The 21,972-nt window shown below is 40.6% G+C and carries 17 protein-coding genes, 1 rRNA gene and 1 pseudogene; 7 read left to right on the top strand and 12 right to left on the bottom strand.

Annotation, left to right across the window (positions count from 1 at the left end):
* Window positions 1-105: 105 nt before the first annotated feature.
* Window positions 106-666, bottom strand: coding sequence for a D-glycero-beta-D-manno-heptose 1,7-bisphosphate 7-phosphatase (gene gmhB / locus ACFI34_RS10300; RefSeq protein ID WP_462673411.1), 561 nt, complete (start codon window positions 664-666; stop codon window positions 106-108).
* Complete coding sequence (locus ACFI34_RS10295) at window positions 663-1,724, bottom strand: glycosyltransferase family 9 protein (RefSeq protein ID WP_462673410.1); 1,062 nt, start codon at window positions 1,722-1,724, stop codon at window positions 663-665. Before ACFI34_RS10295 ends, gmhB begins: the two co-directional genes overlap by 4 nt.
* A gap of 123 nt (window positions 1,725-1,847) precedes the next feature.
* Here ACFI34_RS10295 and ACFI34_RS10290 point away from each other — a divergent pair, with 123 nt between their 5' ends.
* A complete protein-coding gene (locus ACFI34_RS10290) occupies window positions 1,848-2,570 on the top strand; it encodes a 3-deoxy-D-manno-octulosonic acid kinase (protein WP_462673409.1) in 723 nt (240 codons plus the stop codon).
* On the opposite strand, the gene ACFI34_RS10285 is transcribed toward ACFI34_RS10290, so the two are convergent.
* A complete protein-coding gene (locus ACFI34_RS10285) occupies window positions 2,559-3,569 on the bottom strand; it encodes a glycosyltransferase (RefSeq protein WP_462673408.1) in 1,011 nt (336 codons plus the stop codon). The two genes, ACFI34_RS10290 and ACFI34_RS10285, sit on opposite strands and share 12 nt — an antisense overlap.
* On the opposite strand from ACFI34_RS10285, the pseudogene ACFI34_RS10280 reads away from it, so the two are divergent.
* Window positions 3,524-4,741, top strand: a pseudogene (locus tag ACFI34_RS10280) (capsule assembly Wzi family protein); the annotation flags it as partial. The gene ACFI34_RS10285 and the pseudogene ACFI34_RS10280 sit on opposite strands and share 46 nt — an antisense overlap.
* Window positions 4,742-4,828: 87 nt before the next feature.
* On the opposite strand, the gene hldE reads toward ACFI34_RS10280, so the two are convergent.
* Both hldE and ACFI34_RS10270 read right to left on the bottom strand, forming a co-directional pair.
* Entirely contained in the window at window positions 4,829-6,268 is a 1,440-nt protein-coding gene (gene hldE, locus ACFI34_RS10275; protein ID WP_462673407.1) for a bifunctional D-glycero-beta-D-manno-heptose-7-phosphate kinase/D-glycero-beta-D-manno-heptose 1-phosphate adenylyltransferase HldE, read from the bottom strand.
* A complete protein-coding gene (locus tag ACFI34_RS10270) occupies window positions 6,268-6,858 on the bottom strand; it encodes a D-sedoheptulose-7-phosphate isomerase (RefSeq protein WP_006791589.1) in 591 nt (196 codons plus the stop codon). Before ACFI34_RS10270 ends, hldE begins: the two co-directional genes overlap by 1 nt.
* Window positions 6,859-7,040: 182 nt before the next feature.
* Between ACFI34_RS10270 and waaA the strand changes: the two genes are divergently transcribed.
* Together waaA and ACFI34_RS10260 are read left to right on the top strand one after the other, a co-directional pair.
* Entirely contained in the window at window positions 7,041-8,318 is a 1,278-nt protein-coding gene (gene waaA, locus ACFI34_RS10265; protein ID WP_462673406.1) for a lipid IV(A) 3-deoxy-D-manno-octulosonic acid transferase, read from the top strand.
* 2 nt (window positions 8,319-8,320) lie between these two features.
* A complete protein-coding gene (locus tag ACFI34_RS10260; protein WP_462673405.1) occupies window positions 8,321-8,869 on the top strand; it encodes a DUF1415 domain-containing protein in 549 nt (182 codons plus the stop codon).
* Window positions 8,870-8,900: 31 nt separating this feature from the next.
* Here the strand turns inward: ACFI34_RS10260 and ACFI34_RS10255 are convergent, their stop codons facing one another.
* The 4 genes from ACFI34_RS10255 to purL all read right to left on the bottom strand — a co-directional run bounded on the left by ACFI34_RS10255 (window position 8,901) and on the right by purL (window position 15,921).
* Entirely contained in the window at window positions 8,901-9,230 is a 330-nt protein-coding gene (locus ACFI34_RS10255) for a YdbL family probable chaperone protein (RefSeq protein ID WP_462673554.1), read from the bottom strand.
* A gap of 10 nt (window positions 9,231-9,240) precedes the next feature.
* Window positions 9,241-9,438 carry a YnbE family lipoprotein gene (locus tag ACFI34_RS10250; RefSeq protein WP_010556932.1) on the bottom strand — a complete coding sequence of 66 codons (198 nt, stop codon included), beginning with the start codon at window positions 9,436-9,438 and terminating at the stop codon, window positions 9,241-9,243.
* A 2-nt stretch (window positions 9,439-9,440) separates the two neighbouring features.
* The gene (locus ACFI34_RS10245) at window positions 9,441-11,897 is read right to left on the bottom strand and encodes an intermembrane phospholipid transport YdbH family protein (RefSeq protein ID WP_462673404.1); all 2,457 of its coding nucleotides are present in this window, start codon (window positions 11,895-11,897) and stop codon (window positions 9,441-9,443) included.
* A gap of 133 nt (window positions 11,898-12,030) precedes the next feature.
* Window positions 12,031-15,921, bottom strand: coding sequence for a phosphoribosylformylglycinamidine synthase (gene purL / locus ACFI34_RS10240; protein WP_462673403.1), 3,891 nt, complete (start codon window positions 15,919-15,921; stop codon window positions 12,031-12,033).
* Between the two features lie 211 nt (window positions 15,922-16,132).
* Here purL and mltF point away from each other — a divergent pair, with 211 nt between their 5' ends.
* A complete protein-coding gene (gene mltF, locus ACFI34_RS10235) occupies window positions 16,133-17,563 on the top strand; it encodes a membrane-bound lytic murein transglycosylase MltF (RefSeq protein ID WP_462673402.1) in 1,431 nt (476 codons plus the stop codon).
* Window positions 17,564-17,727: 164 nt separating this feature from the next.
* Window positions 17,728-17,895, top strand: coding sequence for a hypothetical protein (locus ACFI34_RS10230; RefSeq protein ID WP_006791597.1), 168 nt, complete (start codon window positions 17,728-17,730; stop codon window positions 17,893-17,895).
* Between the two features lie 9 nt (window positions 17,896-17,904).
* Here the strand turns inward: ACFI34_RS10230 and tadA are convergent, their stop codons facing one another.
* A complete protein-coding gene (gene tadA, locus ACFI34_RS10225) occupies window positions 17,905-18,402 on the bottom strand; it encodes a tRNA adenosine(34) deaminase TadA (protein ID WP_462673401.1) in 498 nt (165 codons plus the stop codon).
* Window positions 18,403-18,580: 178 nt separating this feature from the next.
* Here tadA and ACFI34_RS10220 point away from each other — a divergent pair, with 178 nt between their 5' ends.
* Window positions 18,581-19,885 (top strand): inosine/guanosine kinase, encoded by a 1,305-nt coding sequence (locus ACFI34_RS10220; protein ID WP_010556927.1) that lies wholly within the window; start codon window positions 18,581-18,583, stop codon window positions 19,883-19,885.
* 15 nt (window positions 19,886-19,900) lie between these two features.
* On the opposite strand, the gene glsB is transcribed toward ACFI34_RS10220, so the two are convergent.
* Together glsB and rrf are read right to left on the bottom strand one after the other, a co-directional pair.
* Window positions 19,901-20,824, bottom strand: a complete 924-nt coding sequence (glsB, locus tag ACFI34_RS10215) for a glutaminase B (RefSeq protein WP_462673400.1) — start codon at window positions 20,822-20,824, stop codon at window positions 19,901-19,903.
* Window positions 20,825-21,752: 928 nt separating this feature from the next.
* Window positions 21,753-21,867, bottom strand: a 5S ribosomal RNA gene (rrf, locus tag ACFI34_RS10210).
* Window positions 21,868-21,972 lie beyond the last annotated feature (105 nt).

The following is a 21,972-nucleotide window of genomic DNA, read 5'->3' as shown; positions in this document are numbered from 1 at the left end:
TGTATTGTAAAAGTTTAACGAGAAAAATGCACGGTTTGCAGTTCGTCGCAAACGCGCTCAATGTAAGGAATATGTGCCAGTTTACACGCTTAAATAAAGCGTGTTTTATAACGGTAAACGTTTAGTTAAATCATCTATTGAATCAATCACTAAATCGGCATTTTGCTTTGCGCTTTCGTCAAAGCTTTGCCCCGAGCGCACTAATACTCGGGTTGCAATACCGGCTTTTTGAGCAGCTTGCATGTCACTGAGCTTATCACCAACCATAATACTCTGCTCAGGATCGATATTATGCTCCTTTATGCCTTGCAGCAACATGCCTGGGGCTGGCTTTCTGCAATAACATTGCTTTAAATATTCGGGCAACGCCTTTTTAGGGTGATGCGGGCAAAAATAAACATCGGCAATTTTAATGTCGTGGTCACTAAATTGCGTTTTCATCCACTGAGTAAGCGCTTTAAATTCAGCCTCATTATAATAACCTCGCCCAATGCCTGATTGGTTTGTGACTACTATAATTTTATAGCCCGCGTCGAAAAATGTTTTACAGGTACTAAAAATGCCCTTAATAAATTCAAACTTTTCACTTTGATATACATAGCCGTGGTCTACATTCACCACGCCGTCACGGTCTAAAAAAAGCGCTTTATGTAGTTTAATACTCATTCAAGCCCCTCTTTGTTCACAACATGGTCAAACATTGTTTTTACGCTATCTGTCGTTATTTGGCTCATTAAATCATCCCCTTTAACTCGGGTACCCCAGGGGACTTGCTGCGCAGTTTTACCCGTTTGCTCAAGTAAATTTTGATGATAAACCTCTACCACATAATCTTGATATAAATAAGGGCCAGTGCGTGCAGGGTTCGAGTGAGCATATAAACCAACAACTGGTGTGCCAACCGTTACTGCCATATGAGCAGGGCCAGTATCGGGGGCAAGGACTAAATCAGCTCTTTTTAAAACACATAGCAGCTCTTTAAGCTTTGTTTTACCAACTAAATTTAAAATTGGGCTATTGCTATGTTTTATAATGTTATTCGCTAAATTTACTTCAAGCTCAGTAGGCCCGCCGGTTAAAGCAACATTAAAACCTTGCTCGTGCGCGTAGTCAGCAAGTACAGCATAACGTTCAGGCAACCAGTTTCGCTGAGCTTTACTAGCCGCTGGCGAAATTACAAATAGCTTGTTGGCTAAATACTCTTGCCCTAGTAATTCATCTGCTTTGTTTTGATCTTGTGCGCTGTAAGGCATCTGCCAAGTAGGCGTGTAATCATCTACACCAATTGCCCCCGCAAAGCCTTTAAATCCCTCTAGCACATGTGCTTCTTTTTGTGGGGCTATACGTTTATTTATAAACAAACTGTGTAGTTCTTTTGAGCGTGCCCAATCAAAGCCTATTTTTACTTTTGCAGGTATACAGCGTGCTACAAAGCCTGCTCTTAATGCCACCTGCATATTAAGAAGCACGTCAAACTGCTTACCATTAAAGGTGTTTTTTAATTTTTTAAGCGCAGCCTTACCTTCTTTTTTATCAAAGATCACCAGCTCTACGCCTGGTAAATCAGCAAGTAACATAGCCTCTACTTTACCCATTACCCAGGTTATTTTTGCATTAGGGTGCGCTTTTTGAATTGCTTGAACAGCACTAACAGCATGACATACATCACCAATAGCAGAGAGTCTTAAAATACAAATAGAGGAGTAGTTAGGCACTTGAGTCACACATTCCGTTAGGCTTTAAATAGTATGCTGGGATCTTAAATTATACTCGCGTTAATGCAAGCTCTTATCCTGCGCCATAAAACACGTTAATATATACCTATTATTGAATTATTTTAACGAGCTATGTTTAAAACACTAACGCAAGGCAAGCACACTATTTTAAGCCATCCAGACTATTTTAACCTTGTTGATATAAACTGGTTTGATGCAACTTATTGGCAACAGCAAAATAAAATAGTGGGCGCTAAAAAAGGCCGCGCTACAGCATGGTTCTTTAAACACGAGGATTTAACGGCTGTACTTAGACATTATTGGCGCGGCGGTTTGGTTGGTAAGGTATTAAGCGATCAATACCTCTACCTTGGCCTTAAAAACACCCGCGTATGTAAAGAGTTCAGCTTAATGATAAATCTCATTGAACTCGGCCTAAATGTGCCTAAGCCAATTGCAGCCAGAGTAAGCACTAGTGGTTTGATTTACCGCGGCGATATAATTACACAAGCGGTAAGCGGCGCTAAAAGCCTGCTCGACATTTTAATTGAGCGCCCTTTAAATAGTAGTGAGCTTGAAAGCATAGCCGACACTATTGCGCTATTTCATAACAAAGGGGTATATCACGCCGATTTAAATATCAATAATATTTTATTTAATGAAGACGGCGACGTATATATTATCGACTTTGATCGCGGGGAGTTAAAAGTTCCTAACCCGCAATGGCAACAAAGTAATTTAGCGCGCTTAAAGCGTTCATTTTCAAAAGAGCAAGGCCGTAATAGCATCTTTAATTGGCAAAGCAATGATTGGGAAACGTTAAATGCCCTTTACAGCCAAAAACTATCTGCGTAGAGCCAAATACTGCTGAGCTACTAGCTCAGCATTCACTTTATTCAAAATATCGGCGCTTTCGACATTTGGCTTATTTGCTAAAACGAGTTTTATTTTAGCCGCTAGCTCTTTGCTATTTCCTACAGGCACTAAGTAATTAGCCAGCTCGCCTGTTAAGATTTCGCTAGGCCCAAACGTACAATTAGTACTTACTACCGGCGTGCCAACAGCTAATGCTTCGATTAATACTGTTGGCAACCCTTCAAAGTCAGAGCTCAATACCAATGCTTCAGCCTGCTTAATCCAATTATAAGGATTTTGTTCAAACCCGGGGACAACTAATCGCTTTGCAATGCCATACTCTTTTGCAAGCTTAATTGCCTTGCTAGGTTTGTTACATAAAAGAACCAATTTGTATTTTTTATCAAGCTTGGCAAATGCCGCAAATAAAATGTCGTGGCGTTTTTGTTTAGCTAAACGCCCTACATGAATCAAATAAGGCGACTGCGGAATAGTTACATTGAGGTCATCAGATTGGCGTTTTATTTCGGCTAAATTAAAGGGGTTATAAATAGTGGTTATTGCACTTGGGGTAATTAAATCGCCTTCGATGATTTCTTGCTCTACCCCTTTAGATACACAAACGAGTGACTTACCATTTAAGTTTTGCTTTGATTTTTTAAGATAGCGATAAGAAAACGGGCCTAATTTTTTTTGCCTAGCCAGCTCTGCATTTACTGAGTTATGCACAACAAAATGCACATTTTTAACCGTGCTTTTAGCGAGTAAATTATTGCTTCTATCAAGGTTGGAAAGTACTAAATCTATAGTACCTATATCTCTTTGTTTATTGTTAAACCAGGCTTCTAACTTCGCAACGCTTTTATTTATTTTCCAAAATCGATCGACTTTTGAAGCCCTATCAGAAAATAAACTATCGACATTAATGCATTCAGGAATATCGTATTCAATGGAGCTTTGGCGCGACCAACACTCAAAAATCTGAATTAAGCGCAGCATACGCTTACCTTGGGGATAATTTTGCAGCAAAGATTGCTATTAACTACCGAAACGATGGCAAAAAGTGTTTAATTGAAGGGAAAACAACTGATGATATAGCCTTAGATGCTCAAGCGCTTGAAGATTGTAACGACACTTCATTTGACGATAGCTATTTAGCATACCGCTTAGGTAATTGGATTTTTAGAGCCGGCGCCGTAGAGCAATTTTGGGGCCCAGGTGTTGATAACAGTTTAATTATGTCAGGTAATGCAAAGCCACTACCTGCTCTGAGTGTAACGCGTGAGCAAAGCACTGCGTTTGAAACACCTTGGTTAAACTGGATAGGGCAATGGAGCTTCACAGCACAAATGGCAAAGCTCGAATCAACCCGCGTAATTCCTGATGCGTTACTATGGAGCAGCCGTTTAAATATTCGCCCAATTCAAGAGTTGGAAATAGCGGTAAGTTGGTCTGCACAATGGGCCGGCGAAGGGCAACCAAGCTCTGCTGGTGACTTTATTGATGTTATTACTGGGCAAACTAACTGTATTGACGGCAATAAAAATTGCGATAGTCAGCTAGAGTCTAAAATTGGAAATCAACTTGCAGGCCTCGATATTCGCTGGTCTGACACATTGTTTAGCCACCCATACGCCATTTATGCCAGCACCATAGGTGAGGATGCCAGCTCACAATTTAAACCTGCTGACCGAGCTTACTTATTTGGTGTGCAAACGACCCAACGTATTTACGATCAAAATGTATTAGTGAATGTAGAATACATAGATACGGGTGTTTCGTGTGCAGCTGAATCAACGAATGAAAACTGTTATTACGAGCACTCAGATTACAAATCAGGTTACCGTTACCATGGCCGTACCATAGGCTCAACGTTTGATAATGATGCGCAATCTGTAGTATTAACTTTATTAGGTCAACTCTCGAATGGTGATGACTGGCAGGTAAAATTACGTAGCGTGGATTACAATAGCGATAATAGTGATAAAGCACCTGATAATCCTGATATAGGTAATACAATTACTAAAACGGGTTATAACTCAAAACAGCTTGAACTTCGTTACAGAAAAATCACCATGGGTGGGCGTTTAACATTAGGTGCTTTTGCATCTAAAAATGACGATGCAGAAAATGACACATCTGCCTTTGCTAAATACGAATATAACTTTTAGCCAGTATTTTAAATACACTTTATTCAGGCTTTAAAAAAAGGGGATGATAGCAACGCTTTCATCCCCTCTTTTATACGCAAAATATACTTACTGCTTTATTTTACTAATCACTTTTGATGTAGAGCAGCCATCTAAAAACGTCAGCACTTCTACTTTGCCGCCATGGCGCAGTACATGATCGGCACCGGCTATTTGCTCTACGGTATAATCGCCACCTTTCACTAAAATATCAGGGCTTATTTGCTCGATTAATTTAGCGGGTGTATCGTTTTCCTCAGCGCTGCCAAACGGAATAACCCAATCTACAGAGGCAAGTGCACTTAATACCATTGCGCGCTCATCAAGCGGGTTTATCGGGCGCTCGGGGCCTTTTAAGCGAGTGATTGAATCATCATTATTTAGCCCAACAACGAGCCTATCTCCACGCGCTTTAGCTTGTGCTAAGTAGCGCACGTGACCTGCGTGTAAAATATCAAAACAACCATTGGTAAATACAATGGTTTCGCCGTTTTGCTTTGCAAACTCAATATGCTGCAGTACATCATCAAACGGAGTTTGGTAGTGCTCGCCATTAGTGTGTAAGTATTGGCCTAGCTTTTGGCTTAGCTCTTCTGGTGACACTGTGGCTGCCCCAAGTTTACTTACTACAATACCGGCGGCTAAATTAGCAATTTCTACTGCATCTTTAGGGGCCATACCTGCCCCAAGCATTACAGCTAAAGTTGCAATTACGGTATCGCCTGCGCCAGTTACATCGCTCACTTCTAATTGCTGAGCTGCAAAGTCGTGTTTTTCATCGGCATTAATTAACGACATACCTTGCTCTGAGCGTGTAAGTAGCATGGCTTTAATACCATTTTTACTAATAAGCTCACGGGCGCTTTGAGCTAAAATTTCTTCAGAGCCGGTTTTACCACCCGCTAAATTAAACTCATGTAAGTTAGGCGTAATATAATCTGCGCCCTCGTACAAATGTAAGTCTGGCGATTTAGGATCGATAAGTACGGTTTTACCCGCCGCTTTTGCAATACTCACCATCTCTTTAATTAAACTGAGTGAGCCTTTACTGTAATCAGAAAACACCACAAAATCGTATTCATCAAGCACCAGCTCTAAGCGGTTTAATAACAGCTGGCTATGTTGCTCGCTAAAGGTTTCTTCTAAATCAAGGCGTACAAGTTGTTGATGTCGGCTAATAACGCGCATTTTAGAAATAGTCGGTAAATCACATACACTCACAAGTTGTGAGCATATTTTTTCACCTTTTAAAATTGTTTCTAAAATCTGCCCACTTTCATCCTCACCAATTAAGCCAAGTAGCCCTACTTTGGCATCAAGCCTAGCGATGTTTTTAGCAACATTGGCAGCACCACCGGCTTTGTCTTCAAACTTGCTTACCTTAACAACAGGGACTGGTGCTTCTGGTGAAATACGCCCAGTGTCGCCGTACCAGTAGCGATCGAGCATTACATCACCCACTACTAAAATACGCGCTTTAGATAAGTTTTTTAATAGCGATAAATCCATTACTGCTGCTCCGCAACAACCATATCTATGGCTTCACATAACCAGTGGCCAATAAACATATGCGCTTCTTGAATACGTGCTGTTTCATCGTTTTTGATAATAATTGGAAGCTTGGCAATGTCTTTTACTTTTCCGCCATCACGGCCTGTTAATGCAACCGTAAACGCGCCTATTTTATTAGCGGCTTCAAGTGCTAAATTAATATTTGCACTGGTACCTGAGGTTGTTAAACCAATAACTAAATCTTCTGGTTTACACAGTGCCTGAACTTGGCGCTCAAATACCGTATCAAAGTGGTAGTCGTTACTGTGCGCAGTCAGAATTGACGTATCGGTTGTGAGCGCCATAGACGCAAGCGGTCCGCGTTCTAATTTATAACGTACCACAAATTCGGCCGCCAAATGCTGAGCATCTGCAGCACTTCCGCCGTTACCAAACCAAATAACCTTACCACCAGCTTGTAATGCACTATGGCATACTTCTAATAACTGCATAGACTCTTGATGATAAGCCTCCATCGTTTCAAATAAGGCTTGATGACGGTTTAAACTTTCAACGTAGCTTGTTGCCACAGAATCGATAATTGACATGAAAAATTCCTCTAGGAACTGAAATGGCAGGAAAAAATTGAATCCATTATTCCACAGTTTTATTTAGTTGTGTGTATTTTATAGGAATATAGCTGAACTGGAACATAATTTAGTGCTCTACATGTTCAGAAATTATCACTTTCGCGTTAAACTAAGGGCACTTACCTCAATAAAAGTTCAGTATGGCACGCATTTTTTACTCATTCGCTTTAATTTTAATTAGCCCGCTGATTGTATTTTACTTATATGTATTAAGAGGTAAAAAAAACAAAGGCTACCGTGCACACTTTAAAGAGCGTTTTGGCTTTGTGGGCAAAAGCTTATTTACAAGTAAAGGTAAACCGTTAGTTGTGCACTGCGCCTCTGTAGGTGAGGTACTTGCTGCTGCACCACTTATTAAAGCGCTGCAAAAACAACACCCAAAGCTTAATATACTTATTACCTGTAATACCCCTACAGGTCGCGAGCAAATAATTAATCAATTTAAAAACACCGTGGCGTGTAGTTATTTACCTATGGACATCCCGTTTTCGACCGCCCGATTTTTAAAACGTATAAACCCACAAGCACTATGCATATTAGAAACCGAGCTTTGGCCCAACTTAATGGCAATAAGCCATAAAAAGAATATTCCGGTACTGGTGCTTAATGCTCGCTTGAGCGAAAAGTCGCAACAAGGGTACCAAAAGGTGGCTAAGTTAACGCAAATAATTATGCGTTCAATCACGGTACTTGCAAGCCATAATCACAAAGATGCCAAGCGGTTTATTGAGCTAGGTTTAACCTCCTCAAAAAGCCATGTTACAGGCTCAATAAAGTTCGACATTACGCCAAGCAATGAGCAACTAACTAAAGTAGCAAATCTTAAAGCACAATATAAAACCCAAGAGCGTTTTGTATGGGTGGCAGGCTCTACTCACCCACTTGAGCACGAAATGATATTAAATGCCCACCAGCAACTATTAAAAAAACACCCTAATTCGCTTTTAATTATTGCCCCTCGACACCCTGAGCAATTTGATAAAGTAGCCGATACGTTAGTTCAAAGCACGCTTAGCTTTAGTCGTCGCAGCAACAATAGCTATCAAAACGAGCAAGTACTATTAGCTGATACACTTGGCGAGCTGCAATGTTTATATGGTGCTGGTAATGTCAGTTATGTAGGCGGCAGTTTAATTCGCCGCGGCGGGCATAACCCACTTGAAGCGGCAGCTTTCTCGGTCGGTGTTATAACTGGCCCACAAACGTATAATTTTGATCATATCTACCCTGAGCTAATTAAACTTAAAGGGGCTATCGTTGTTGAAAACACCGATGAACTTGCTACACAATTAATTAATCTAAGCCAAAACACTAAAGCCTGCCAAACTTTAGGGAGTAAAGCACAGCAGTGCGTATTAAAAAATCAAGGCGCCATTAAAAAAACATTGACCATAATTAATCAATATTTAGAGCCATAAGCATGACCAATTTAGCTATTACTCAAACCCGTGAGTGGGTATCGTCTGTTATTGTAAAATATAACTTTTGCCCATTTGCCCGCAAAGAAGTTGAGAACAACTGCATTCATTATGTACTTAGTCCAGCAGTAAAAATTGATGATGCCGTAATGGATATGCTTGAGCAATGCACACAGCTTGATCAAAATCCAGAGCGCGAAACCACATTAATATTGTTTGATAAGGGCTTTAGCGATTTTGAAGACTTTTTAGATTTAGTTGATTTAGCCAATGCGCTACTGGTTGCACAAGGCTTTGAAGGTAAATATCAAATTGCTAATTTCCACCCTGACTACGTATTTGCCGACAGCGACGAAGATGATGCCGCAAATTACACAAACCGAGCTCCCTACCCTACATTACATTTAATTCGCGAACTGAGTATGAGCGAAGCGCTTGATAACTATAACGAGCCAGAATCTATTCCAGAGCACAACATTAAACTTGCAAGGCGAAAAGGCATCGACTTTTGGCAGCAACTTTTAGAAGGCATAAAAAAACCGAACGCCTAAACGCTCGGTTTTATCTGTTTAGCTGTTTGTATTACTTTTTAACCCAGCTGCCATTTACTTCAACATAATGACCACTTTGAGTTTTTTCGATTGTTTTAGCCGCTGCGAGTGCTTCTACTTGTGCGAGCGATAAATTGTTCTTTTTAGCTAGTTTTAAATACTGAGCTTTACGCTTTGCGTTAATTTCTTCAACAACAGCTTTAGCTTCGCTATTTTGTACTACTAAGCCTAAATAACCCGAACTGTTCTCACCCACTAACCCTTGGCTTTTAGCATCATCTAAACTAATCGCCCACGCCGAAAACGACATACACACTGCACCAATTAAAGTGGCAAAACTTAATTTATTTTTTATAGTCATCATTTAGCTCCTAAAATAATTCGCTGTCGTCACTGAACAAGGTATCGAGTTCTTTATCTACCTTCACACGAATTTCGTGATCAACCTTTACATTAAGGTTGATAGTTATTGGCTCTTTAGCTGCTACTTCTACTCTGTGTGTACATGCGCTTAATGCGCTAATAGCAGCAAGGGCTATGATTGCCTTAATGCTTAACGAATTTTTCATCATTAGTTTCCTTTTTGAGAATATTGCTGCTCAACTTTTTGTGTTATTTCGTCACTTAATCTTAGCGCTCTTAGTAGCGTAAACACGTTTTCTTCGTGGTTATAGTTAAAATTAACTTGCTGCTGCTGTGGCTCATTAAAGCCGTGTAAGTTAACACCTAAATTTAACCAACCATCACTTTTAAGTGCTACTGTACTATTAAGTTTTTGTATATCAAGGTTTTTAAGTAAGCCCAGTACAGGTTGTAATTCTTGTTGCTGTTGAATAACAGACTCAAACGCTGCGTTATTGCTAATAATAAGCTTCCCTTGGCCTTGATTGGCTAGGCTGCCATTTTTTACCTCAACCCCTGTGTCATCAAAATAAAACGGCAACGACCCTTTTAGCCTACCTGTTAGGGTAATACCCGACTTATCGTCAAGCGTTATTAATTTACTGGCATCAACATTTTCAAACGTAACATTAGCTGTTTGCTGCTGCTTTAAAAGCGTGTATTTATCTAAAGAAAATTTACCACCAAAAATATCGCCTTCAACATCAAAGGCCTGCGCGCTATTGTTAACCACTTTTATTTTACCGTTGATATTATTAACTACTGCGCCAGCTCTTAATTCATTGAGGTTAAAGGTAGTTGGCTCAACATTAAGCTGCCCTGAATCATATTGCCCACTAAGTTGCGTACTAAACTGGTTAGCTAAGTAATCGTTATAAAGCGCGCTGGTATCATCAATAGTTAAATTAAAATTGGCTTTTTGTAAGTTAACATCGCCACTAATACGCCCATTAAACTCGCCTTGAGTGAGTTGAGCTAACGGCTCAAATTGGCTAATAATTGAATTTAGCGAAAGTACACTTTGCTGCGGGACTATAACTTCAAACGGGTGTTCTACTTTTGAAATATGGTGATTCGCCACCAGATTTATACCGTTTACAAATACATGATGAGACGCTTTAAGCGCTCGGCTTTGCAAGCCTTTTGAATCTACGTTTATATTTTCTAAATCAATACTAGGGCTTGTCAGTGTACTTATTTGAGTATTCGCTGATAAATGAGCAAATAACTCACCCACGCCTAAGTTTGCCTTTGCACTGAAGGTATTATTTATACCAGTGAGCTTATACTCGTTGTATTGCATGCTTTTAAGCTTACTTTTAAGCGTTACTTTTGCATCGAGCTTTTCATTCATGCTTGCTTCAAGGTTACCTGTGTAGCCTTTAAGAGCGCTGCCATAAGCAGCTGCGCTATCAAAGCTAAACTCAATATGTGCGTTACCTACGGGCTTAAAATCAATAAGTTGAGTAACTGTAAAGCCCCCTTTGGCTTTAACACTATTAGCCTCAGCCAGTAAAAATTCAGGCAAAGCGGTTAACGCAATATCGTAATTGCCACTTAGTTGTGCGTTTTCAAGCTGCGTATTTAGCGTTATAGCGTCTATTTCATCTGTATGTAGCTGTGCCTTTAGCTGTGTGCGTGCGCTTAGTAACGGGGCAGCGGTATTTATAAACGTATCTGTAAACGTTATATCTATATTTTGCTTGGCTTGATCTGCGCTTTTGAAAGTTATTAACGGTAAAGTTAGGTAGTTATGTGCAAAATTAATTGGTTTAGCTAAAGCCCATTTCCAATTAAGTGGTAGCTGCTTTATAGCAAATGACTTGTAGGCACTTTCAGGAATAAGAGATTGGCAGTTATTACTAAGTTTTACATTGTTTTTAAGCGTGCTTGGGTCAAGCTCAAGGTTTTGGCTATTTAAATTATAGGTAGCACTTAGCACACCTTTGGAGCTGTATGTTATATCACAGCTTTGCATTTTATAGTCATACTGGGCTTGTAAATCACCAGTAAGGCTTGCCTCTACCCCGTTAAAGCTAAATGTTTGCGCTGCATTAAAGCTAAGTCCACTTAATAAGTCATTATCTATTTTAAGTAGTTGCTTCAATAATCCATCATTAACTTTAAGCTTACCTTGTACCTTATTATTGTAAAGCGTTGCGCTTGCGTTTAAATCACCATTGACTACAAACTGGTTAAGCGTGGGCTCGGTAATATTTAGCATTAGCGGGCGCTTTAAAAACGCACTGTGTATAGTTAAATGCTCAACTGTCATTGTTGGCCTTTTTTCAGGAAGCGCTAAATCTAAAATTGTGGCAGCAGTGCTTGTTTTACTACTTTTAGAGAATGGATTTACATTAAGTACTGCGTGTTTAACTTTAACATGCTTAGTATTAGCAGTAATACCTGTAAGAGCAAGCTCTTGATTTTGGTAACTTAAACAGGCTTTTTGTACGTGCACATTTAACTTACTCGTAAGCGAAAAATCTAGGCAGCTTAAGGTAACACCTGCTTTTTCAAGTTCAGGCGCTACAGCCCATTGTAATAGTGGCAAACGAAATACATAGCCAAGCAAAACTATACTTAGCAATACAGCACCCATAATTAAACCAACGCGCTTTAACATACTGTCCTTATAAGCTTTTATTTATACTTTACAAACTATCGTAATTTTAAATCTACGCAATCAAAAAAGGCTGCACAGTGCAGCCTTTTTTATTTTACAGCTAGATTATGAATCTAACTTGTATATATCGTTTTTAACCTACATTTTTACGTGCGTTGCGGAACATACGCATCCATGGGCTATCCTCTTTCCACTCATCTGGGTGCCACGAGTTAGCAACAGCGCGGAATACACGCTCAGGGTGCGGCATCATTACAGTGGCACGGCCATCAGTAGAGGTAATACCGGTAATACCCTCTGGTGAACCATTCGGGTTAGCCGGGTATTGCGTTGTCGGGTTACCATAGTTATCTACAAATTTAACCGCAACAGTGCCGCTTTCAAGCGCAGCTTTAGTGGCGGCATCGTTTGCAAATTCTGCATGGCCTTCACCATGAGATACAGCAATTGGCATACGCGACCCAGCCATACCATTAAAGAACACAGATGGGTTTTCTTGTATTTCAACTAAGCTAAAGCGAGCTTCAAAACGCTCTGACTTATTTGTTACAAAACGTGGCCAATGCTCAGTACCTGGAATTAGCTCTTTAAGCGTTGATAACATTTGGCAACCATTACACACACCTAAGCTAAAGGTGTCTTCACGGTGGAAGAAGTTTTGGAACTGATCGCGTGCCATATCGTTAAACAATATAGACTTAGCCCAGCCTTCACCGGCGCCTAATACGTCACCATAAGAGAAACCACCACATGCCACTAAGCCTTTAAATTGCTCAAGGGTTAAACGCCCTTCGAGGATATCGCTCATGTGTACATCAACAGCGGCAAAACCAGCACGGTTAAACGCAGCAGCCATTTCTAAATGCGAGTTAACGCCTTGCTCACGTAAAATAGCCATTTGCGGCTTAGCGCCCGTTGCAATGTAAGGTGCGGCTATATCTTCGTTTAAGTCAAAGTTAAGTTTTACGTTTAAGCCTGGATCTTTTGCATCAAATTTAGCGTCAAACTCTTGCTTAGCACACTCAGGGTTATCACGACGTGCTTGCATTTGGTACGTTGTTTCGGCCCAAATAGTACGTAATTCAGTACGAGTATGATTAAGTACTGTTTGCTCACCACGGTTAAATACAATGCTATCGTCGCTATTAAGCGAGCCAATTACGTGGCTAATTGCAGCTACACCGTGTTGTTCAAATACAGCATTTACGGCATCTAAATCGCTGTTAGCCACTTGAATTACCGCGCCAAGCTCTTCGTTATAAAGTGCTTCTAGGTCTGTCCCGGTTAAACCAGCTAAATCAACAGTCACACCGGTGTGCCCAGCAAACGCCATTTCAGTTACAGTAGTAAATAAACCACCGTCTGAGCGGTCATGATAAGCAAGTAACTTGCTATCAGCGACAAGTGCTTGCATGGCATTGTAAAAGCCTTTAAGTAGCTCAGGGCTGTCTACATCTGGTGTAACATCACCAAGCTGTTTATAAACCTGTGCAAGGCTTGATGCACCCATGCGGTTTTTGCCCGCGCCTAAGTCAACTAAAATAAGTGATGTATCGCCTTTATCAGTGCGTAACTGTGGCGTTACTGTTTTACGCACGTCGTCAACACGGCCAAAGGCTGTAATAATAAGCGATAACGGCGACGTTACTGATTGCTCAGCACTATCGTCTTCGTTTTTCCATGTCGTTTTCATCGACATAGAATCTTTACCTACAGGTATAGTTAAACCAAGCGCAGGACAAAGCTCTTCGCCTACCGCTTTTACGGCTTCGTAAAGGCCTGCGTCTTCACCTGGGTGACCCGCTGCAGCCATCCAGTTAGCAGATAGCTTAATGTTCTCAAGGCTGCCAATGTTTGCACAAGCAATATTAGTGAGTGACTCAGCCACAGCCAAACGCGCCGAGGCACCATAATTTAATAATGCTGCCGGCGTGCGCTCACCCAGTGACATCGCTTCACCGTGGTAAGTGTCGTACGTTGCTGCGGTAACTGCACAGTTAGCAACAGGTACTTGCCAAGGGCCCACCATTTGATCCCGCGCTACTAAACCGGTAACCGAGCGATCGCCAATGGTAATTAAGAATGTTTTTTCTGCAATGGTAGGTAAGCGCAGTAAACGCTGAGCAGCCTCGGCTATATCAATCGTCTCTGCGTCAATTGCCTTACCGGTAACTTGCTTTGAAGTTACATCGCGATGCATTTTAGGTGCTTTACCTAATAATACATCAAGCGGCAAATCAACAGGGCTGTTATCAAAGTGGCTGTCGGCAACAGTTAAGTGACGCTCTTCTGTGGCTTCACCTATTACTGCATACTGTGCACGTTCACGCTTACAAATTGCTTCAAAACGGTCAAAGTCTTCAATACTTACAGCAAGTACATAGCGCTCTTGCGATTCATTACACCAAATTTCGTGTGGTGCCATGCCAGGCTCATCATTAGGGATATCACGTAGTTGGAATTTACCACCACGGCCACCATCGTTTACCAATTCAGGAAACGCATTTGATAAACCACCTGCGCCTACATCATGTATAAATGCAATTGGGTTTTCGTCGCCTAACTGCCAACACTTGTCGATTACTTCTTGGCAACGACGTTCCATTTCAGGATTTTCACGTTGTACAGACGCAAAGTCTAAGTCTTCGTTTGATTGGCCCGATGCCATGCTTGACGCTGCACCACCGCCTAAACCAATGTTCATAGCTGGGCCGCCTAGCGCAATTAGTTTTGCGCCTACTGGAATCTCGCCTTTTTGAACATGATCAGCACGAATATTACCTAAGCCACCGGCAAGCATAATTGGTTTGTGGTAACCACGTACCTCTTCACCATTGTGGCTTGTTACTTTTTCTTCATACGTGCGGAAGTAACCTAATAAGTTAGGACGTCCAAACTCATTATTAAATGCCGCGCCACCTAAAGGGCCGTCCATCATAATATCAAGCGCATTTACGATACGATTAGGTTTACCAAAGTCGCTTTCCCACGGTTGCTCGTAACCCGGAATACGTAAGTTAGAAACCGTAAAGCCAACTAAACCCGCTTTTGGCTTAGAGCCGCGGCCTGTTGCGCCTTCATCGCGAATTTCACCACCTGAGCCTGTAGCCGCACCTGAAAATGGTGCTATAGCTGTTGGGTGGTTATGGGTTTCTACCTTCATTAAAATTTCTATGTCTTCTTGATGATACGCATATTCACCTTGCGCATTCGGGAAGAAACGACCCGCTTTTGAGCCCTTCATTACTGCTGCGTTATCTTTGTACGCCGACAGCACATTTTCAGGATTGTGCTCAAATGTATTTTTGATCATTTTAAACAGCGATTTAGGCTGCTCAATACCATCAATTGTCCAATCAGCATTAAATATTTTATGACGGCAATGCTCTGAGTTTGCTTGCGCAAACATAAACAATTCGATGTCGTTAGGGTTACGTCCTAACTTTTTAAAGTTTTCTACTAAGTAGTCTATCTCGTCATCAGCAAGCGCAAAACCTTGTTCAACGTTTGCCGCAGCCAATGCTTCGCGCCCGCCACCTAAAATGTCAACTGATGACATTTCGCGAGGCGAGTCATTGCGGAATAACTGCGCTGCTGCTTCAAGCTCAGTATGAGTTGCTTCAGTCATACGGTCGTGTAATAACGCCGTTACTTGTGCAAGTTGCTCTGCACTTAGTTCACCTTCTATATAATAAGCAATACCGCGCTCTACACGATGGACCTGTTTAAGGCCACAGTTATGCGCTATGTCGGTTGCTTTAGATGCCCAAGGCGAAATGGTACCAGGACGAGGTGTAACAAGTACTAATGTGCCAGCTGGGGTATGCTCGGCAATAGTAGGACCGTAAGTTAATAGCTTTTCAAGCTTGGTTTGCTCATCAACACTCAAAGGCGATGTTATATCGGCAAAATGAGCATACTCGGCATATACGTTGGTGACTGGAAGTTGCGATTGTTTGCAACGCGCTAAAATTTTATTAACTCTGAACTCTGACAGTGCTGGTGCACCACGAAGGATCAACATAGATAATTTCATCCGGGGTTAGGGATTGAACGATATTTTAGGCACGCATTATAGTCCAATTAGCCATCATATTTAACTCCAAATTTAGTTTTTCATAAAATTAACTTTTTAGCTTTATTTAAAATCCGTTTTAGCTAATAAAATAAAAGGGAAAGTGACGAAATGGCTAAGTTTTGTTATAACGGGTGTTAGCGTGTTAAAGGGGCACTCAATGTTCAAAGAAAAGCTAATAATAATCATCACTTTAGTTATGCTGTTATGTGCATGTAATATGCAAGAGCAGCCAACTCAACTTGCCCACATCAAAGAGCAAAACAAAATACGTGTTGGCACGTTAGCAAGTGCGAGCAATTATTATCAAGCAGTTCAGGGCGAGCAAGGCTTTGAATATGAGCTTTCTCAGGCTTTTGCTGATTACTTAGGTGTTGAGCTTGAAATAGTCCCCTTTTTTAATTTATCTGATATGTTTGATCGCCTTGAAAGTGGTGACTTAGACTTAATTGCTTCAGGACTTACTTACAATAAAACGCGTGCGCAGCAATACAGATATGGCCCAACTTACAGAACAATCAGTCAAAAATTAGTATATAAACAAGGTCGTGTTCGTCCTCGTAAGTTTGACGATCTAGATGGGAATTTTACGGTTATTGCAAAAAGTAGCCACTCACTTACCCTGAAAAAAGCTCAAAAAAACAACCCATCACTCAACTGGATAGAAAGTGAAGAATTTGACGAAGAAGAACTTTTACAAGCGGTTATAGATGGTGAAATAGACTACACCCTTGCTGACTCCCACACTCTTTCGTTATTTCGCCGGTATCACCCTAATTTAAGCATTGGCTTCTCAGTAAGTCATAATGACCCAATTGCTTGGATACTTCGCAAGTCAAAAGATGATTCTTTATATGCGCTGCTCGTGCCATTTTTTGGTGAAGTAAAACAAAACAATCAACTTTATGTACTTGAAGAAAAATATTTTGGTCATGTACGCCAGTTTAACTACGTAAATACATTAGCTTACATAGAAGCAATAAAAGAAACGTTACCTACATATCAGCCATGGTTTGAACAATATGCAGGAGATCTTGATTGGCGTTTATTAGCAGCATTAAGTTACCAAGAGTCGATGTGGAACCCTCGCGCTAAATCACCAACGGGAGTTCGCGGTATTATGATGCTTACACGCAGTACGGCTAAACAAGTTGGTGTAACAAATCGTCTCGAGCCTGAACAGAATATTCGTGGCGGTGCTCAATATCTAAGCAAATTAATAACCCGTATTCCTGACAGAATTCCTCAACCAGACAGAACGTGGCTTGCTTTGGCTGCCTATAATGTTGGTTGGGGTCATGTGAACGACGCGCGGATTATCACCCAACAACAAGGGGCAAGCCCAGATAAATGGGCCGATGTAAAAAAACGCTTACCGCTATTAATCAAAAAGCGATATTACCGTAATACACGTTATGGCTATGCGCGTGGCGATGTGGCTGTAAAATATGTTGATAATATTCGCAGATACTACGACGCGCTGGTATGGCTTGATGAGAACAATGCGATGACCGAAGAAAATATCACTACAGAGCGTGATGACAACAGCAATATAAAACAAGATGAATCGCCATTGCGGATTACGAATTAGTGCGAGCCTTATTAATTATGAAAGTTTACGGCTTCAAAGTAGTGGGTAACTAAAATATCTGTTTACTTGTCATTAAATGATCACTAATGTGTGGTAATTGTATATTTCAATTTTTTCAAAGATATATCTTGTGCCTTTCTCACTCTCACGCATTAGGAGAACACATGCTAAAACGTAGACGCACACAAAAATTAAAAAGAAACGTTATTTATTCAACGGCGACACGTCGTCGTATCATGTTACGTGGTTTACACAAAAAAATAATTTGGCGTCGCCGTATGTTTGCTATGCAACAAATGGAAGCACAAGACACTATACCAGCGGGCAATTAATAATATTTTTTAAGCCCCACGAGCAGCCTTCTTGGCTGCTTTAATTTGCGCCCTTCTTCGCTTAAAAAATTCAGATATAGTGTTACCACATTTATCGGCTAATACCCCTCCAATAACTTCAACTTGATGGTTAAGCCTTGGCTCCTGCAGTAAATTCATAATAGAGCCAGCTGAACCAGTTTTTGCATCTGGAGCTCCAAATACTAAACGCTTTATTCTGCTATGCACTAATAATCCTGCACACATAGAGCATGGCTCAAGTGTTACATATAACGTGCAGTCAATTAAGCGATAATTATTGAGTGCTTTGCCAGCTTCTCGTACTGCAATCATTTCGGCATGAGCTGAAGGGTCATTATCAATTATAGAACGATTGTATCCAGATGCTATAAGTTGATTATCTTTTACTAAAACAGCACCTACTGGGATCTCATTAAGCTGCTCGGCTTGTTTTGCATACAAAAGCGCTTGTTCCATCCAATAAGCGTCGTCAAATGGCTTGTTCATTATTTCTTCTTAAATTACGTTTTATGCTTTAATTATACCTAGTTAACATCCTAAAGCGCGGCAATGATTACTTTATTGCAAAAATAAAACACTATTTAGCTGTTAATAATGGCTCACTGCCGCTGATTTACGTTATAATCTCTCGCTTTTTTTATTTAGCTCACAACACGGGTAGCGAATGAAATTTCCTGGACGCCGCAGGCATAAACATTATTTTCCAGTGGAAGCCAAAGATCCACTAACTAATCAACTTAACGCAACAGATAGATTACAACGTAGCTATATTACGGGTATCGATCAAATAGTTGTTGATATAGAAGCAAAAGTTGATCAAGCTTTCCTTGATGAGTTTCAACTACGCAGAGGCATGTCACAAGTTATAGACAGTGACATAACAAATGCTCTTTACGACCGCTTAAAATTAAACGACATGGTTGATTATGAATTTGCAGGTGGAACCATTGGTAACACAATGCACAACTATTCTGTACTTGCAGATGATCGCTCTGTTTTATTAGGCGTAATGAGTGAAAACATTAAAATTGGCAGTTACGCATACCGCTTTTTATGTAATACCTCAAGCCGTGTAGACTTAGACTATTTACAACCTGTTGATGGTCCAATAGGCCGTTGTTTCACTCTTATTGACGAAACGGGCGAACGCACCTTTGCAATCAGTGCGGGTTTAATGAATTACCTTCGTCCAGAATCAATAGATAAATCGTTGATAGAAAACTCATCGGCTTTAGTCATTAGTGCATACCTTATGCGAACACAAGATGACGAAACTATGACTGATGCGACTATGCAAGCAGTTAAATATGCTAACGATGCTGGCGTGCCTGTTGTTCTTACACTAGGCACTAAATTCTTAATTGAGCAAGACCCTGCTTGGTGGGCAAACTTTGTTGAAAAGCATGTAGATATTCTTGCTATGAACGAAGAAGAAGGCTTCGCTATTACAGGGTTTGAAGACCCGCTTTTAGCAGCAGACAAAGCACTAGATTGGGTAGATCTTGTTATATGCACTGCAGGTGAAAAAGGGCTATTCATGGCAGGCCATGTTGACGACAGCTTTAAACGTGAAACCGAATACCCACTACTGCCTGGTGCTATTGCAGACTTTAATCGCTATGAATTTTCACGCGCTATGCGTAAAGCAGATTGCGAAAACCCTATAAGAGCATACAGCCATACGGCTCCTTTTATGGGCGGACCTGACTCAATCAAAAATACCAATGGCGCTGGCGACTGTGCACTCGCTGCTGTACTTCATGACTTATCAGCAAATGTTTATCATAAGCTTAATGTCGCTAACTCAGCAAAGCACGATCAACAAGCTATTACATACTCATCTCTTGCACAAATTAGTAAATATGCAAACAGAGCAAGTTATGAAGTACTTGTTCAGCACTCTCCCCGCTTATCGCGTGGTTTACCTGAACGTGAAGATTGTTTAGAGCAAGTATATTGGGAGCAATAAGCTCCCTTCATCTCTCTAAAAGATAGAAATATCAAGCTTTTTAGATAGCAGCTCTAATGCTGCTATTCCTGCCACTGAGTTACCAAACGAATTAAGCCCTGGGGAATAAACGGCTACTGTAAACTTATTAGGTAATACCGCAAGAATAGTTCCTGATACCCCTGATTTACCTGGCATACCGACCCTATACCCAAAATCACCCGCAGCATCATATAAACCACTGGTAAATAATAGTGAATTAAGCTGTTTATTTTGACGACTACTTAAAACCTGCTCACCAGATGGCTGATCAACTCCTCTATTTGCCAAAAAGCTATATGCCTTAGCGAGTTCAACACAATTAAGCTCAATAGAGCAAAAGTTGAAATACGACCAAAGCACATCATCAACGTCATTCTCAAAATTACCAAACGATTTCATCAAATGCGCCATAGCAGCATTGCGGTGTCTAAATTCATACTCAGAATTAGCCACTTTTTTATCAATCACAATGCCGCGATTACCTGATAGTAACCTGAATGTTTCGAGCATCGAGTGCATAGGTGCAGACAAGCGGCTATAAAGCGCATCACAAGTAACAATAGCACCCGCATTTATGAATGGGTTACGCGGCACACCTTTTTCAAATTCAAGTTGCGTAAGCGAGTTAAACGCTGTACCAGAGGGCTCCTTACCTACCCTGTTCCAAAGTTCGTCACCATAACGCTGTAACGCCATGGTTAATGTCATCACTTTAGATACTGATTGAATGGTAAATCGCTGAGAACAATCACCTGCGCAAATGATTTCACCCTCAGTAGTGTATATGGCAATAGAAAACTGCTCAGGGTCAACCTCAGCAAGTGCAGGGATATAATCGGCTACTTTCCCTTTAGACAGTAAAGGGGCGACTTCTTGAGTAATTTCATTTAATACACGTTGGTAATCTGTAGTCGGCAATTAGCACCTCAAATAGATTTAGCTAAATGAAAATATTACCATGCCTCAGATTAAACGAGCTAGTTTAGTTAGATGAAATTAATTGTATTGTGAATTATATTCGCAATAAACATTCTAAAGCGAGGTCAAACGACAAGAAAAAACAATTAATGATAAGTACCACTAATTGGCAAATTCAATAACCTATTTATATCACCTAAACATAAGGCTATTATTCACCAAACCTTAAACTCTTTAGCTGTAATATTTAATCAACCCCTGATAGAAAAGCTGACGCTTATAGGGTTAAAGTTATCAGTTATTAGACAGAGATAAATAATATAACCTTGTTGTTTATATTATTACCTTACTTAAGACTAGATCCTTTAATTATACGAATTAGTAAAGCTCACCTTGAAATTGTAACTTAATTGATTTACTTCATTTCAAAATACAAAAAGCGTCACTTTACTGCAACAGGCTTCGCTTAATTAAAGTCGTTGCACCACTCACTTGAATACCCGAGGGATAAAAAGTCACATCGCTGATAGCATACTTTCATTGTGTTGGTCGGTATTATGTAAGCTCACTTTAGGATTGGTATTATTACTGAACTCGGTATGCTTAACGCCAATTTACTAAACCCCAGACAACAAAAAACCCGTTACATTGCTGTAACGGGTTTCTCTTAATTGAAGCTTGGTAATGTCATGGTGCCCACAGCAGTGGAGAGTCACATAGCACATGGGATACTATCTTTGCGTCGGGGCGGCCTTCCGCGGGGCTCCCCTCGAACTGTTTTGTTTGATGTATAGGAATACGAATGCCGTGAAGTACAGGATGTACGAGAGCGGCCACTACCGAGTGCGATTTGGGCTCTTGGCTATTTATTAAACCCCAAACAGCAAAAAACCCGTTACATTGCTGTAACGGGTTTCTCTTAATTAAATCCTGGTAATGTCCTACTTTCACATAGCAAATGCTACACTATCATCGGCGCTGTTTCGTTTCACTACTGAGTTCGGCATGGAGTCAGGTGGGTCCAAAACGCTATTGTCACCAAGAAAATTCTTTTCAATTTTCTTATTTTTATTTAGTTTAAAGTCCTTCGACTAAATTTGAAGCCTGGTAATGTCCTACTTTCACATAGCAAATGCTACACTATCATC

The organism is Pseudoalteromonas sp. PSi26, from assembly GCF_054960575.1.
Note: the sequence above shows the minus strand (reverse complement) of the source record. Positions and strands in the feature narration are given on the sequence as shown.